Here is a 14,160-nt window from a genome sequence, read left to right as displayed (position 1 = left end):
CGCGCGGGCCGGGGCCGCGACAGGGCGCGGCTACTCAGCCCGGGCTGAGTACCGTCGCACCCGGGGCCGGGCTCGTGGCCACGTGGGTGCTGCGGCAGGTCGGCGAGGCGTCGAGGGCCGCCGCCACCTTCGCCGCGGACTCGGCGTCGCGGACCAGGAAGGCCGTCGTCGGGCCCGAGCCGGAGACCAGGGCGGCCAGGGCTCCGGCGTCCGTGCCGGCGGCCAGGGTGTCGGCCAGCCGCGGGCGCAGCGACAGGGCGGCCGGCTGGAGGTCGTTGGCCAGGGTGGCGGCCAGCGCGTCCGGGTCGCCGGAGGCCAGGGCCGCGAGCAGCGCCGGGGAGGCCTGCGGGGCGGGGACCCCGGTGTCCGCGGTGAGGCGGTCGAACTCGCGGAACACCGCCGGGGTGGAGAGCCCGCCGTCGGCGACGGCGAACACCCAGTGGAAGGCTCCGGCGGCCACCGGGGTCAGGATCTCGCCGCGGCCGGTGCCGAGCGCCGCCCCGCCGACCAGGCTGAACGGCACGTCGCTGCCCAGCTCCGCGCAGAGGGCGAGGAGGTCCTCGCGCGGGGTGTCCAGGCCCCACAGCGCGTCACAGGCCAGGAGGGCGGCGGCGCCGTCCGCGCTGCCGCCGGCCATGCCGCCGGCCACCGGGATGCGCTTGTCGATGTGGAGGTGGACGGCGGGGGTCAGCCCGCTGCGGGCCGCGAGGATCTCGGCGGCCCGGGCGGCGAGGTTGGTGCGGTCCAGGGGGACCTTGTCCGCGTCGGGGCCGGTGCAGGTGACCTTCAGGGTGTCGGCGGGCGCCGCGGTGACCTCGTCGTACAGCGACACGGCCAGGAAGACGTTCGCCAGGTCGTGGAAGCCGTCGGGCCGCGCCGCGCCCACCGCGAGCTGGACGTTGACCTTCGCGGGGACCCGTACCGTCACGCTCACAGCGCGGGCCTCAGCGGCGCGGGCTTGTGCTCGGCGATCGCCGCGAACTCCTCGACGGTCAGGGATTCGCCGCGGGCCTGCGGGGAGATCCCGGCCGCGACGAGCGCGGCTTCGGCGCCCGGCGCCGATCCGGCCCAGCCGGACAGCGCCGCGCGCAGCGTCTTGCGGCGCTGGGCGAAGGCGGCGTCGACGACCGCGAAGACCTCGGCCTTGGACGCGGTGGTCTTGACGGGCTCCGCCCGGCGGACCAGGGAGACGAGCCCGGAGTCGACGTTCGGCGCGGGCCAGAAGACGTTGCGGCCGATGGAGCCGGCCCGCTTGACGTCCGCGTACCAGTTGGCCTTGACGGAGGGGACTCCGTACACCTTGTTGCCGGGCTTGGCGGCGAGCCGGTCGGCGACCTCCGCCTGCACCATGACCAGGGTCCGCTCGATGCTGGGGAAGCGGTCGAGCATGGTCAGCAGCACCGGCACGGCCACGTTGTACGGCAGGTTCGCGACGAGTGCGGTCGGCGCCGGGCCGGGCAGCTCGGTCACGAGCATCGCGTCGGAGTGGACCAGCGCGAAGCGGTCCTTGCGCCGCGGCATGCGGGCCTCGATGGTGGCGGGCAGCGCGGCGGCGAGGATGTCGTCGATCTCGACGGCGACGACCCGGTCCGCGGCTTCGAGCAGGGCGAGCGTCAGCGAGCCTAGGCCGGGTCCGACCTCGACGACCACGTCGTCCGGGCGGACCTCGGCGGTGCGCACGATGCGGCGCACCGTGTTGGCGTCGATGACGAAGTTCTGGCCCTTCTGCTTCGTCGGCTTCACGCCGAGTACGGCGGCCAGCTCCCGGATGTCGGCCGCGCCGAGGAGGGCGGAGGCCTCGGGCGCGGAGGTGGCCTCGGGCGAGGCCTCGGACGAGGTCTCGGGATGCTCGGACTCGGGCTGCTGCTCTGCTGTGCTCACCGATAAAGGGTACGGCCGCAGTGCGGCCACGGACTCGCCCCCCGCTGCACGTAGAGCTTCTTGGCGCGGTACGTCTGTTCCGGGCCCGGCGCGTCCTGCGGGCGGCCGCTGCCGCCGAGGGACTGCCAGGTCCGTACGTCGAACTGGTAGAGGCCCCCGTAGGTCCCCGAGGGGTCGGTGGCGGCGGGCCGCCCGCCGGATTCGCAGCGGGCCAGCGCGCCCCAGTCCAGGCCGTCGGCGCCGGCGACGGAGTTCGGCAGCGGCTTGGTGCCCACCTTGACGAGCTGGTCGACGGGTTCGCGGACGGTCTCCTCGGCGATGCGGCGGGGCTTTTGCCCGACCCCGTTGACGGTGCGCAGGCTGTAGGTGACCCGGCGGGCCCCCGGGCGCCCGGAGCGCTCCACGACCTCGGTGCCGGCGAAGAGGGAGGCGTCCTTGACCTTCTCGGTCTCGTACGGGATGCGCTCCTCGCGGATCTCGCGGGTGCCGGTGATGCGCAGGACGGTGACGGTCTGGCCGTCGCGCGGGAAGGCGCCGGGGGGCACGGAGGTGGTGTCCTGGCCGCGGAGCGTGATCCCGGCCTGGTCGAGGGCTTCGCGGACGGTGGCGGCGTTGGTGCGGACGAGGCTCTCGCGGCCGTCTGCCATGAAGGTGATGCTGCGTTCGGTGCGGACGGCGAGGGCGAGGCCGGTGCGCGGGACGGGGGCGGTGCGGGGGGCGGAGAGGTGGGCGCCCTCGGCGCGGATGCCGAACTGGCGCAGCGCGCCGTCCACGGTGCGGGCCGTGGTCCACACGTCGCGGTGCTCTCCGTCGAGGGTCAGGCGCAGCGGGCGGCCGTAGCGGACGACGATCTCGTCGCCGTCGTCGAGCGCCTCTCCCCTGGCCGGGGCGACGAGGTCGTGGGGGCCGACGCCGAGGCCTTCGGCGGCGAGCAGTGCGTCGACGTCGTCGGCGAAGGTGTGCAGGGTCTGCGGGACCCCGTCCACGGTGAGGCGTACGGCCTTGTCGGCGGCGACGAAGGCGGTGGTGCCGCCGGCGAGGAAGGCGACGACGAGGGCCTGGGGCACGATCCGGCGCCAGCTGTCGCGGGGCGCCCCGGCGGCGCCCCGGCGGCGCCGGGTGCGGGGGCCGCTGGCGGGCCCGGCCGGCGGGGGCACGGCCGCCTCGGGTCCGCGGGAACCGGCCCGCCCCGCCGGACCCGAATGGCCGAAAAAACGTCCTCCGCGTCCAGGCGTGCACCCGGGCCCCCTCGAACGCCTCACATGCGGCCGCCACGACCACCGGGGCCGCCGCGGCCGCCACGACCGCCCGGCCGGCCCGATCGCGGCCCGTGTACGTTCCGTGTACACGGAGTGGATCGTCGGCAGCGTCAGATGTGTATAAGGGCCAGCCCCGGGTGCGCCCGCGTCCCCCGCACCCGGGTCCGAGCGGCGGCTGCACTTCCTCACACCGCTGCGCCGCGCCTGGGTGCCGATCGCCGCGACCGTCGGCATCCTCGCCCAGCAGGGCGAGAACGTCACCGAGTGGGCGGCCGCCGTCTCCGCGCTCCTGCGGGTCGCGGCGCTCGCCGGGCTGGTCCTCGTCTTCGGCGTGTACGGCTTCCTCAGCTGGTGGTTCACGCACTACGCCGTCACCGACACCGAACTGCGCATCCGCAGCGGGCTCCTCTTCCGCCGCACCGCGCACATCCGGCTCGACCGGATCCAGGCCGTCGACGTCACCCGCCCGCTGCTGGCCCGCATCGCCGGGGTGGCCAAGCTCCGCCTCGACGTGATCGGCACCGACGACAAGGACGAGCTGGCGTTCCTCGGCGAGCAGGACGCCGTCGTGCTCCGCGCCGAGCTGCTGGCCCGCGCGGCCGGCTTCGCCCCGGCGGAGGCCGTCGTCGTGGGCGAGGCCCCCGAGCGGGAGCTGCTGCGGGTGAGCCCGCGCGACCTGGCGGTGTCGCTGCTGCTCACGCTGTCCGCCTGGGCGGCGCTGGCCGGCGGGATCCTCGGCCCGGCCGCGGTGTGGTGGTTCAGCTCCAGCCCGTGGGTGGCCGCCGCGACCCTGCTCCCGGTCCTGGGCGCGGTCTGGAAGGCCAGCGCGGGCCGCTACCTCGCCGAGTACGACTGGACGGTCGCCGAGTCCCCGGACGGGCTGCGCCTGGACCACGGACTGCTGGACCGGGCCCACGAGACGGTGCCGCCGGGGCGCGTGCAGACCGTACGGATCGTCGAGCCGCTGCTGTGGCGGCGGCGCGGCTGGGTCCGGGTGGAGCTCGCGGTGGCCGGCTCGAAGAACGACGTCCTGGTCCCGGTGGCGACCCGGGCCGCCGCCCACGCGGTCGTCGCCCAGGTCCTGCCCGGGGTCGACCTCGCGGGCCTCGTCTTCGCGCCCGCGTCCCGGTCCGGGTCCCGGTGGGTGGTGCCGGTGTGGTGGAAGGGCTACGGGCTGGCCGTCTCCGAGGACGTGTTCGCGGCCCGGCGCGGCCGCCTGTGCCGGCGCACGGAGATCGTCCCGCACGCCAAGGTGCAGAGCGTGCGCCGCTCCCAGGGCCCCTGGGAGCGGGCCCGCGGAGTGGCCGACGTCCACGTGGACACCGGCGCGAACGCCACGGTCACGGCCCGCCTGCGCGGGGCGGCCGAGGCCGCGGAGCTGCTGCACGCGCAGGCGGCCCGCTCCCACGCCTCCCGGGCCTGGGCGCGGCCGGACCGCTGGATGACCTGAGGCCCTGAGGCCCTGAGGGCCTGAGGGCCTGAGGGCCTGAGGGCCTGGGGCCCTGAGGTCAGCCGGTCCCGCCGCCGCCCGCGCGGACCAGGCCCGTCTCGTAGGCGAGGACGACGACCTGCACGCGGTCGCGCAGCTCCAGCTTGGTCAGGATGCGGCCCACGTGGGTTTTGACCGTGGCCTCCGACAGCACCAGTCGGGCGGCGATCTCGCCGTTCGACAGGCCCTGGGCGACCAGCAGCATGACCTCGCGCTCGCGCTCCGTCAGCCGGTCGACGTCCTTGTTGCGCGGCTCCGCCGAGGTCGTCGGCAGCATCGGCGCGAACCGGTCCAGGAGCCGGCGCGTGGTGGACGGGGCGACGACCGCGTCGCCGCTGTGCACCGAGCGGATCGCGGCCAGCAGCTCGCCGGGCGGGACGTCCTTGAGCATGAAGCCGCTCGCGCCCGCCTTCAGGCCCGAGAAGGCGTACTCGTCGAGGTCGAAGGTGGTCAGGATGATCACCTTGGGGTGCTCGTCGGGCTCACAGATGCGGCGCGTCGCCTCGACCCCGTCGAGCCGGGGCATGCGGACGTCCATCAGCACCACGTCGACCTTGGTGGCCCGCAGCACTTCCAGCGCCTCCAGGCCGTTGCCCGCCTCGGCGACGACCTCCATGTCGGGCTGCGCGGCGAGCACCATCCGGAAGCCGGTGCGCAGCAGCACCTGGTCGTCGACCAGCATCACGCGGATGGAGGAGCTGGGGGGGAAGGACATCGATCACCTTTTCTTGAGCGGGAGCAAGGCGCTGATCCGGAAGCCGCCACCGGGCCGGGGGCCCGCGTCCAGGGTGCCCCCGACCATACCGATGCGTTCGCGCATGCCGATGAGTCCGTGTCCGGCACCGTCCGCGCCGCCGTCCTCGTACAGCTCGTGGGCCGCGCCACGGCCGTCGTCCTCGATGAGCAGGCCGAGCCCGTCGTCGAAGTAGACGAGCCGCACACTGGCCTTCGCGCCCGGACCGCCGTGCTTGCGCGTGTTGGTCAGCGCCTCCTGCACGATCCGGTACGCGGTCAGCTCGACGCCGCTGGGGAGCCCCCGCGGGGCGCCCTCGACCTCGAAGTCGACGGTGAGCCCGGCGGCCCGCACCTGCTCGATGAGCACCTCGATCTGCTCCACGTCGGGCTGCGGCACGTAGTCCTCGGACTCCTGCGGCTCACCGGTGCGCAGGACGCCCAGCAGCCGCCGCATCTCGGCCAGCGCGAGGCGCCCGGTGCCGGAGATGGTCTGGAGGGCCTCTTTGGCCTGTTCCGGAGCGGCGTCCATCACGTAGGCGGCGCCGTCGGCCTGGACCACCATCACCGAGACGTTGTGCGCGACGACGTCGTGCAGCTCGCGGGCGATCCGGGCCCGCTCGGCGGCGACGGCCACCTGGGCCTGGGCCGCGCGCTCCTTCTCCAGGCGCTGGTTGCGCTCCACGAGCTGGGCGTAGTAGGCGCGGCGGGTGCGCAGGGAGTCGCCCATGACCCAGGCGAAGGCGAAGGGGACGATCATGAACAGGACGAACATGACGTTCTCCGGGACGGAGGCGCCCTTGTCCACGCCCATGCGCAGGAAGTACAGCGGGGAGGCGAGCAGCCCCCAGCCGAGCGCGGTGCGCGAGAGCCAGCGCGGCACGTCGGCGGCGGCGACGGTGAACAGGACGAGCAGCATCGCGAAGTCGTGGAAGCCCGCGAGGCCGCCGATGGCCAGCTGGTAGAGGCCGGTGGCGACGGTGAGCCAGAACATCGACACGGTCCACTTGCGCCGCAGGGCGACGGCCGTGCTCAGCGCCACCACACAGGGCGTGGCCAGCAGGGCGGACGCCGTGCTCTGGTGTGTCGAGGCGACGACGGCCATCGAGAACCCGAAGAACAGGACAGCCCAGAAGCTGTCGACGCCCGTGGGGTGTCTGCGGAGGAAGTCGTAGAGGCGCTGCACGTAACCCAGAGTAGGGAAAGGGGATAGGTGCTGGAGTCAACCACAGGTGCGATCCGCACCCCGGGGGAGTACTCCCGAAGGTGGAGGCGAACATAACCTCATCGAGGTGAGCACTCAGGGTGAAGGCACGGCAGCGGTGGGTCCGGTCCGGTGGCGGACGGCGATGGAGCGGGCGCTGTACGGGCCCGACGGCTTCTACGTACGCCCCGGCGGGCCCGGCCCCGCCGGGCATTTCCGCACCTCCGTGCACGCCTCGCCGCTCTACGCGGGGGCCGTGGCCCGTCTGCTCCTGTGGGTGGACGAGGCCCTCGGCCGTCCGGAGGAGCTGGACCTCGTCGACGTAGGGGCCGGGCGGGGGGAGCTGCTGGCCGGGGTGCTGGCCGCGCTCCCGCCGGAGACGGCCGCGCGGGTGCGGCCGTACGGGGTGGAGCGCGCGGGGCGGCCCGCCGGGCTGGACGGGCGGATCCGGTGGGTGGGCGAGCCGCCCGGGGGCACCAGGGGGCTGCTCTTCGCCAACGAGTGGCTCGACAACGTACCGCTGGACCTCGCCGAGGACGGGCGGTACGTGGCGGTCGCGCGGGACGGTACGGAGAGCGCGGGCGGCCCCCTGGACGGGCGGGACCTGGCCTGGCTGGAGCGCTGGTGGCCCGGCGCGGTCCGCGCGGAGATCGGTCGGCCGCGCGACGAGGCCTGGGCGGCGGCCGTCCGGACCGTCGAGCGGGGGCTCGCGGTGGCGGTGGACTACGCCCACACCCGGGACACCCGGCCGCCGTTCGGGACCCTGACCGGATTCCGGGCCGGGCGGGAGGTCGCGCCGGTCCCGGACGGCGGCTGCGACGTCACCGCGCACGTGGCGCTGGACGCGTGCGCGGGGCCGGGGGCGGCCCTGCTGACCCAGCGGGAGGCGCTGACCGCCCTCGGCGTCTCGGGGGCCCGGCCCCCGCTGGCGCTGGCCTCGACGGACCCGGTGGCGTACGTACGGGCGCTGTCCGCGGCGGGCGAGGCGGCGGAACTCACCGCCCGCGGCGGCCTGGGCGACTTCGGCTGGCTGGTCCAGCCGGTAGGCGTCCGCCGGTGGCCTGGGTAGACACTGCCGCGCGGCGGCAGCGCCTACCCGGGGAACGGGCGGAGCCCGGGGAAGGGGCGAGGGCGGGTAGGGGACTCGGCGCCGCGCAGCGGCCGTCCCCCACCCGCCCCCCTCGTACTGGCTACTGCTTGACCTCGTCGTGGCCCTCGTGGAGGCCGCCGCCGGTGCCGCCGCCGGTGCTCGGCTGCGCCGGGACCGGCTTCGACAGCGGCGCCAGGTCGTGGGCGTAGTGGCCGACCGCGTCCGCGATGACGTCGACGTTGATGTCGAGCGCCTTCTGGTCGATGTTCTCGATGGTGTCGCCCTTGCCGTGGTAGTTCACGTCGTACGCGACACCCGCCTGCCCGCCGAACTTCGCGGCCTGCTCCGGCGTCTTGATGCCCTCGGCGCCCGTGAACGTACCGCCCGACGGGATGCCGACCGCGATGAACGGGCCGTAGTCCGAGCGGCCCGAGAAGTCGGTGCCCTCACGCGGGATCTTCTTGGCGTCGAGGAAGTCGTTGATCCCCTTCTCCAGCTGCGCCGATCCCTCCGGGCCGGGGCCCGAGCCGACCTTGTCCGAGTCGTCGCCGTCGTAGACGAAGTACGCGGCGTTCGGCGAGGCGATCATGTCGAAGTTCAGGTAGAGCTTGATCTGCTTCTTCTGCGCGTCGCTCAGCCCGCCGACGTACGCCTCGGAGCCGAGCAGGCCGAACTCCTCCGCCGACCACCAGGCGAACTTGACCTTGTTCTTGACCTTCCACTGGCTGCTCGCGAGGCGCTGCGCGACCTGGAGGATGCCGGCCGAGCCGGAGCCGTTGTCGTTGATGCCCGGGCCCGCCGTGACGGAGTCGAGGTGCGCACCGAGGAAGACGGTGTTGTTCTCGTCGCCGCCCCGCGTCTCCGCGACGACGTTGTACGTCTTGCGGTTCTCCCGGAACTCGCGGATGTCGAGGGTGACCTCGACCGGACCGGCCGCGGCCTCGGCGGCGAGCCGCTCGCCCTCCGCCTGCGTGGTGCCGCCGGTCGGGATCTTGCCCGCGTCCGCCTCGCCGATGGTGCCGTTCAGGGCGCCCGCGGTGTTGTTGTAGATGACCGCGCCGACCGCGCCGGCCACCGCCGCGTTCGCCTGCTTGACCGCGAAGGCGCAGCCGCCGCGCTTGATCAGGGCGACCTTGCCGGTGAAGGCGCCCGCGGCGAAGTCGCCGGGCTCGCAGCCGTTCGTGCCGTCCGCGTCGACCGGGGCGACGGCGAGCTTGGCCGTCACGCCGTTCGCCGGGCCGCTCGCCGTGTACGTCATCAGCTTGATCGGGACGTCGCGGCCGGCCGGGCCGTTGACCTTCAGGGTCTCGGCGACCGTCTCGACGAACACGAAGTCGAACTCGTTCTTGGTGACCTTGTAGCCGGACGCCCGCATGACGGCCTCGACGTACTGGGCCGACTGCACGTGGCCGCGGGAACCCGCCACGCGCGTGCCCTTGTTGTAGTCGGCGATCGCCTGGAACACCTTCAGGTGGTTGTTGGCACCCTTGCCGGTCGACTCCTTGACCAGCTTCTTTGCCAGCGCGTCGCCCTTGGCGGCGTCGCTCTGCGGGCTGCCGGTGGCACCGGCGGGACCCGCGAGCAGCAGCGGGGAGACGAGGGCCGCGGCCGCCAGGGCGGCGGTGGCTGCGGCTATACGGCGAGAGGGCATGAAGGTCCTTCCACGGCAGGGAGCAGGGCAAGTGCGTTACGTGGGGGGAGCGGTGGACGCACGTTAGACACCAAGGAGCCGCCATGGCCAGAGTTTTCGCTGTTTCCGGTTCATGAAATCCGCATATCGGTGTTTCCGTGCCGTCGAAAACCGGCCAGTGCCCGCTACGCGTACGGCCGGGGCCGTGGCCACAGCACTAGCGGAGGATGCCCTCGATGAAGTCGGAGCCGATCCGCGCCACGGCCGCCAGATCCAACTGGTACTGGACATAACGCCCTTGGCGGCGGGTCTGGAGCAGTCCGGCCTTCTTCATCACCGACAGGTGGCGCGACACCTCCGGCGCCGTGATCCCGTACGCGGCCGCCAGCTCGCCCGTCGTGTACGGAGCGCGCGCCATGTTGCGGCACAGCATCATCCGCATCGGGTGGGCCAGTGCCTCCATGCGCCGCTGCAGCAGCTCCACCGACCCCGGGGAAGAGGCCAGTTCGGGCGAGCCGAGCGGGTAGTGGACGACGGGGCGCCAGCACGGGGCGTGCAGCACCAGCAGGTGCGGCCAGCCGAAGTTCGTCGGGACGAAGAGGAGGCCGTCGCCTATTCGGGGGTCGGTGGCGGTGGTGGAGCCGTGCACCATCTTGTCCACCGTCACGGTGGTCAGCTCCTCGTCGACGCTCAGCGCCGCCGAGACCTCCTTGAGCGCGGCGGGCAGTCCCTTGCGGCGCAGCACCTCCGCCTTGTGGCGGACGTCGGCGCTCTGCCGGGGCCCGATCCGGCGCCAGGTCTCCGCGAAGAAGGCCTCGTCGCAGTCCTCCAGCAGGCGGCGCAACCACACCCGGACACCGGCGGTGTCGTCCAGTACGCGTACGGCGAAGGCCAGTTGCTGCGGCCCGCGCGCGGAGGCCGTCTCCAGCGCCTTGGCCCGGGCGAGCGGGTCCGCGAGCGGCGAGGGGCCGCCGCCCTCGTTGTACAGGGCGAACCGGCAGTGCTCCAGCGCGGCCGAAACGAACCGCTCGTCGTCCAGCCGGTCCAGTACGTCGAGCTCGGCGGCCAGCGTCGCACCGGGCAGACCGGAGCCGCCGGGAATCCCGGCGAACGCCATGAAGAGGTCGGCGAAGGAGCTGCGCCACATGAAATCGCCCTCCAGCAGCCGGTCCGCGAGGCAGGGATCGAGCGCGGCGGCGGTGGTGGAGGTCCAGGAGGCGAGCCCGGGGTGGTGGCCGGGCTGGGAGAGCGCGTGCAACGCCATGCAGAGCTCCGCGAGCGGGGACGGCGCGAAGCCGATCCGCTCCGGCGGGAGCCCGGTGATGTCGATGGTGACGCTCATCGCATCATTCTGCCGGTGCGCGGTCCGCGCGGTTGACGGGGCGCGCGCCCTCGCCCGCCCTTCGCCCGCCCGGGTCCCCGCCGCGCGGCCACCCGGCGGACAACCACCCCTAGTGCTGTGACCGGCACTAGATCCGAAGTCACAGCACTAGAGGCGGGCCACGAAGCCGGCGACCGCCTCCGCCACGTCCGCCTCCGTCCAGGACAGGCCCGGCTCCGTGACCTCGACCTCCGTCACCGACAGGCCCGGGGGGCCGTCGGGGGACCAGCGGCGGAAGAGGAGCGTGCCCGTCTCCTCCGCCAGGCGGACGCCCGCCTCGGTGAGGCGGTCCGCGTCGTAGGGGAGCCACACCTGGAACTGGTGGGTGTGCGGCACCTCCGGAGTGACCCGGAACCAGGGGACCCCGGGGGAGGCGGCCAGCGCCGAGGACAGCGCGCCCGCCACCACCCGCGCCGCGGCGACGTACGACGGGAGCTTCGGCAGCTCCCGCTCCAGCCCGGCCAGGGCTGACAGCGCGGCCGGGAACTGGCGGAAGATCTGGCCCCCGTACCGGTGGCGCCAGACCCTCGCCTCCGCCACCAGCGTCCCGGACCCGGCCAGGGCCGCCCCGCTGATGCCGCCCAGCGACTTGTAGAAGGAGACGTACACCGAGTCCGCCAGCGCCGCGATCTCCGGCAGGGAGCGCCCGAAGTGGACCGTCGACTCCCACAGCCTGGCCCCGTCGACGTGGACGACCGCGTCCCGCTCCCGTGCGGTCGCCACCAGCGCCGACAGCTCCTCCCACGTCGGCAGCACGAACCCCGCGTCGCGCAGCGGCAGCTCCAGCATCAGCGTCCCGAACGGCTCCGGCAGCTCCGCGACCTCCGAGGCCGTCGGCTGGCGCGGTTCGCCCGTCGGGTGGACGGTCCGCAGGCCCGAGACGACCGACAGCGCGCCGCCCTCCCACCGCTCCGGGTGGCTCATGGGGTGCAGGGCGACCACCGGATTCCCGGTCCGGCCGGCCCAGCAGCGCAGCGCGACCTGCTGGGCCATGGTCCCGGTCGGGAAGAACGCCGCGTCCTCGGTGCCCAGCAGCTCCGCGACCCGCCGCTCCAGCCGGGCCACGACGCCGTCGCCGTAGATGTCGGCCGGCTCGTCCGGGTCCGGGGCCAGGGCGCCCAGGTCCGCCAGCAGTTCGCCGACCGTCGCCTCCCGCAGGCTGTGCGACAGCTTGCGCCGTGCCGCCCGCCCCGCGGCCACGAGCCGCTCGGCCACCAGGTCCGCCCGCTCGGCCACCAGGTCCGCCGCGTCGTCCGCCGACGGGCCCGCGGCTCCGTCCGCGGCTCCCTCCGCCGACCCGCCCGCCGACCCGCCCGCCGACCCGTCCACGGGGCGAAAGTGTATAGGAGGCACACCCCCCCCACCACCCCGCCGGGCGGCGGCCGCGACGCGTACGCCGCCATCCAGGCCGAGTCGTACGACGAGCAGGCCGGGACGGCCAAGGAGACCACCACGGACACCGGCGGCGGCCAGGACCTGACCACGATCGGCAACGGTGACTGGGCCCTGTACAGGGGCGTCGACTTCGGCACGGCCGGTCCGGCCACACAGTTCCGCGGGCGCGTGGCCGGCGGTGCGGCCGGCGGGGTCAGCGGGCTGGTGGAGGTCCGGCTCGACAGCCGCACCAGCGCGCCGGTCGGCAGCTTCGCCGTGGCCTCCACCGGCGGCTGGCAGAGCTGGAAGACCGTGCCCGCGAACATCACGGGCGTCACGGGCAAGCACGACGTGTACCTGACCTTCACCAGCGGCCAGCCGGCCGACTACGTGAACCTCAACTGGTTCGACTTCGGGCACTGAGGGGATCGGGGAACGCGCCCATGAAGACTCCCGCGCACACTCCACGTCCACGGCCGCGACAACGACCACACCCGCGGCCGCTCCGCAGCCGTCCCCTCCTGGTCCTGCTGTCCGCGCTGATCGCCCTGGCGGGGACCCTCCTGGTGGCCCCCGCGGCCACCCGGGCGGCCGCCGCCGACTACACGCAGGGCGTCACCGCGCAGGGCTCCGGCGCGGTACGGATCCGGTTCGCGCCGAGCGCCCCGGCGGCCCTGGTGGACGTCCACTACCTGCCGGGCGGCGGGCTGGGCCAGCAGAACCTCCGGATGGCGAACGACGGCGGGACCTGGCAGCAAACCGTCTCCGGCCTGGCGGCCGGCGCCACGCTCGAGTACTGGTTCACGTACGAGAAGGGCGGACCGCTCCACGACACCCCGCACTTCACCGCCACGATCGGCTCCGGCGGGGGCGGGGGCGGAGGTGGCGGCGGGAGCGGGAGCGGCGGCTTCCCGATCACCTTCCAGAACAACACCCGCGGCGCTTACACCGACGCGCAGATCCACGTCACCGTCCTCGGCCAGGTGACCCCGGGCCAGTGGTCGTACATGAAGCCCGACGGCTCGATGGCCCACATCAACCACCTGGACGCGGCGGCCCCCGGCCACCTCGTCAAGAAGGGCGTCGCCTACCCGAACATGTCCTTCACGCTCGCCCAGACCGGCGGGACGGTGCCCTCCCCGGCCTCGATCCGCGGAGGCCGGATCTACGTCTCCCTCGGCTCGCCCGTGTACATCCCGGTCTCTCCCGACGACCAGGGCTGGGGCGGCCCCGACCTGCGCAACCCCGCCGACCCCAACAGCGACGTGTACTACGACTGGTACGAGTACACCTACGTGCGGGGCCAGGTCGCCTTCGGCGGGAACACCACCATGGTCGACCAGTTCGGCTTCCCGATGACCTCGCGGCTGCGCCAGGCCTCGAGCGGCTACGACACCACCCGGGGCATCACCCTGACCCGCGCCCAGGTCATGCAGCAGTACGCGGCGTCCGTCGGTGACGCGTTCAAGCCGCTGCAGAACACCCACCGCATCGTGGCGCCGCGTTCCTCGAGCCTCTTCCTGGAGGGCGGCAGCCGGCAGAACCACCTGAGCGCCTACATCGACCAGGTCTGGAGCCGCTTCACCACCCAGCAGTTCAGCCTGACCCGGCTCGGCGAGACCTTCTCCGGGCGGGTGAGCGGGTCCGCGCTGGTCTTCGGCAAGAACGGCGCGGGCTCCTTCGTCCTGCGCAAACCCACCTCGCCCGACGTCATGGCCTGCGCGGGCGCGCTGGCCTCGGGCAACGACACCGAGAAGCAGCTCGGCGCGGAGTTCTGCGCCGCGTTCCACCGGGGCGTCGCCCTGGACCCCGCCACCTGGTACGCCCCGTCGGCGTACTACGCCGGTCCGGCGAAGAACGACTACGCCGGCTTCTTCCACACCGTGGGCCTGGACCAGCGGGCCTACGGCTTCCCCTACGACGACGTCAACGACCAGTCCTCCGTGCAGATCCTGGGCAACGCCGACCCGCCGACCGGGCTCACCCTCGGCATCGGCTGGTAGGAGCGGTCCGTTCCGCCGGGAGCGCTCTCAGCGTTCCCGGCGGAACGGGTTACCCTGCTGTCCGACAGGGGTCGGGACCCGGGCCGACCGGGCCCGGGCCGCCGCCCCCGGACGCGC

At 74.0% G+C, this 14,160-nt stretch carries 12 protein-coding genes; 4 read left to right on the top strand and 8 right to left on the bottom strand.

The genetic code is table 11. The features are described 5' to 3' along the window. Window positions 1–34 precede the first annotated feature (34 nt). The 3 genes from DRB96_RS35175 to DRB96_RS35165 all read right to left on the bottom strand — a co-directional run bounded on the left by DRB96_RS35175 (window position 35) and on the right by DRB96_RS35165 (window position 3,038). Window positions 35–934 (bottom strand): 4-(cytidine 5'-diphospho)-2-C-methyl-D-erythritol kinase, encoded by a 900-nt coding sequence (locus DRB96_RS35175; protein ID WP_112452069.1) that lies wholly within the window; start codon window positions 932–934, stop codon window positions 35–37. Further along, window positions 931–1,770: a 16S rRNA (adenine(1518)-N(6)/adenine(1519)-N(6))-dimethyltransferase RsmA gene (rsmA, locus tag DRB96_RS35170; RefSeq protein WP_112454120.1), complete on the bottom strand. Its 840-nt coding sequence runs from the start codon at window positions 1,768–1,770 to the stop codon at window positions 931–933. The genes DRB96_RS35175 and rsmA overlap by 4 nt, the downstream gene beginning before the upstream one ends. Window positions 1,771–1,877: 107 nt before the next feature. Then, window positions 1,878–3,038 carry a resuscitation-promoting factor gene (locus tag DRB96_RS35165; protein WP_275432045.1) on the bottom strand — a complete coding sequence of 387 codons (1,161 nt, stop codon included), beginning with the start codon at window positions 3,036–3,038 and terminating at the stop codon, window positions 1,878–1,880. A gap of 277 nt (window positions 3,039–3,315) precedes the next feature. Here DRB96_RS35165 and DRB96_RS35160 point away from each other — a divergent pair, with 277 nt between their 5' ends. After that, on the top strand, window positions 3,316–4,590 hold the full coding sequence (locus DRB96_RS35160; protein ID WP_112452068.1) for a PH domain-containing protein: 1,275 nt from the start codon (window positions 3,316–3,318) through the stop codon (window positions 4,588–4,590). A 58-nt stretch (window positions 4,591–4,648) separates the two neighbouring features. On the opposite strand, the gene DRB96_RS35155 is transcribed toward DRB96_RS35160, so the two are convergent. Beyond that, window positions 4,649–5,344, bottom strand: a complete 696-nt coding sequence (locus DRB96_RS35155; protein WP_112452067.1) for a response regulator transcription factor — start codon at window positions 5,342–5,344, stop codon at window positions 4,649–4,651. Window positions 5,345–5,347: 3 nt separating this feature from the next. Next, window positions 5,348–6,547, bottom strand: a complete 1,200-nt coding sequence (locus DRB96_RS35150; RefSeq protein ID WP_112452066.1) for a sensor histidine kinase — start codon at window positions 6,545–6,547, stop codon at window positions 5,348–5,350. A 163-nt stretch (window positions 6,548–6,710) separates the two neighbouring features. Here DRB96_RS35150 and DRB96_RS35145 point away from each other — a divergent pair, with 163 nt between their 5' ends. Continuing rightward, window positions 6,711–7,634: an SAM-dependent methyltransferase gene (locus DRB96_RS35145; protein WP_239516792.1), complete on the top strand. Its 924-nt coding sequence runs from the start codon at window positions 6,711–6,713 to the stop codon at window positions 7,632–7,634. A 121-nt stretch (window positions 7,635–7,755) separates the two neighbouring features. Here DRB96_RS35145 and DRB96_RS35140 read toward each other — a convergent pair whose 3' ends face one another. From DRB96_RS35140 to DRB96_RS35130, 3 genes are all read right to left on the bottom strand, one after another. Beyond that, window positions 7,756–9,306 carry a M28 family metallopeptidase gene (locus tag DRB96_RS35140; RefSeq protein ID WP_112452065.1) on the bottom strand — a complete coding sequence of 517 codons (1,551 nt, stop codon included), beginning with the start codon at window positions 9,304–9,306 and terminating at the stop codon, window positions 7,756–7,758. 196 nt (window positions 9,307–9,502) lie between these two features. Next, window positions 9,503–10,627, bottom strand: a complete 1,125-nt coding sequence (locus DRB96_RS35135) for a DUF5937 family protein (protein WP_112452064.1) — start codon at window positions 10,625–10,627, stop codon at window positions 9,503–9,505. A gap of 147 nt (window positions 10,628–10,774) precedes the next feature. Next, window positions 10,775–11,866: a beta-eliminating lyase-related protein gene (locus DRB96_RS35130; RefSeq protein ID WP_239516791.1), complete on the bottom strand. Its 1,092-nt coding sequence runs from the start codon at window positions 11,864–11,866 to the stop codon at window positions 10,775–10,777. Between the two features lie 138 nt (window positions 11,867–12,004). On the opposite strand from DRB96_RS35130, the gene DRB96_RS35125 reads away from it, so the two are divergent. Both DRB96_RS35125 and DRB96_RS35120 read left to right on the top strand, forming a co-directional pair. After that, on the top strand, window positions 12,005–12,463 hold the full coding sequence (locus DRB96_RS35125) for a carbohydrate-binding protein (protein WP_112452063.1): 459 nt from the start codon (window positions 12,005–12,007) through the stop codon (window positions 12,461–12,463). A gap of 20 nt (window positions 12,464–12,483) precedes the next feature. Beyond that, on the top strand, window positions 12,484–14,043 hold the full coding sequence (locus DRB96_RS35120) for a glycoside hydrolase family 64 protein (RefSeq protein ID WP_112452062.1): 1,560 nt from the start codon (window positions 12,484–12,486) through the stop codon (window positions 14,041–14,043). Window positions 14,044–14,160: the final 117 nt, after the last annotated feature.

The organism is Streptomyces sp. ICC1 (assembly GCF_003287935.1).
Taxonomy (GTDB): Bacteria; Actinomycetota; Actinomycetes; order Streptomycetales; family Streptomycetaceae; genus Streptomyces; species Streptomyces tritrimontium.
Note: the sequence above shows the minus strand (reverse complement) of the source record. Positions and strands in the feature narration are given on the sequence as shown.

Coding starts and splice junctions, on each gene's coding strand:
- DRB96_RS35155 (WP_112452067.1), bottom strand. CDS start 5,344: ATGTCCTTCCCCCCCAGCTCCTCCATCCGCGTGATGCTGGTCGACGAC.
- DRB96_RS35145 (WP_239516792.1), top strand. CDS start 6,711: ATGGAGCGGGCGCTGTACGGGCCCGACGGCTTCTACGTACGCCCCGGC.
- DRB96_RS35140 (WP_112452065.1), bottom strand. CDS start 9,306: ATGCCCTCTCGCCGTATAGCCGCAGCCACCGCCGCCCTGGCGGCCGCG.
- DRB96_RS35135 (WP_112452064.1), bottom strand. CDS start 10,627: ATGAGCGTCACCATCGACATCACCGGGCTCCCGCCGGAGCGGATCGGC.
- DRB96_RS35120 (WP_112452062.1), top strand. CDS start 12,484: ATGAAGACTCCCGCGCACACTCCACGTCCACGGCCGCGACAACGACCA.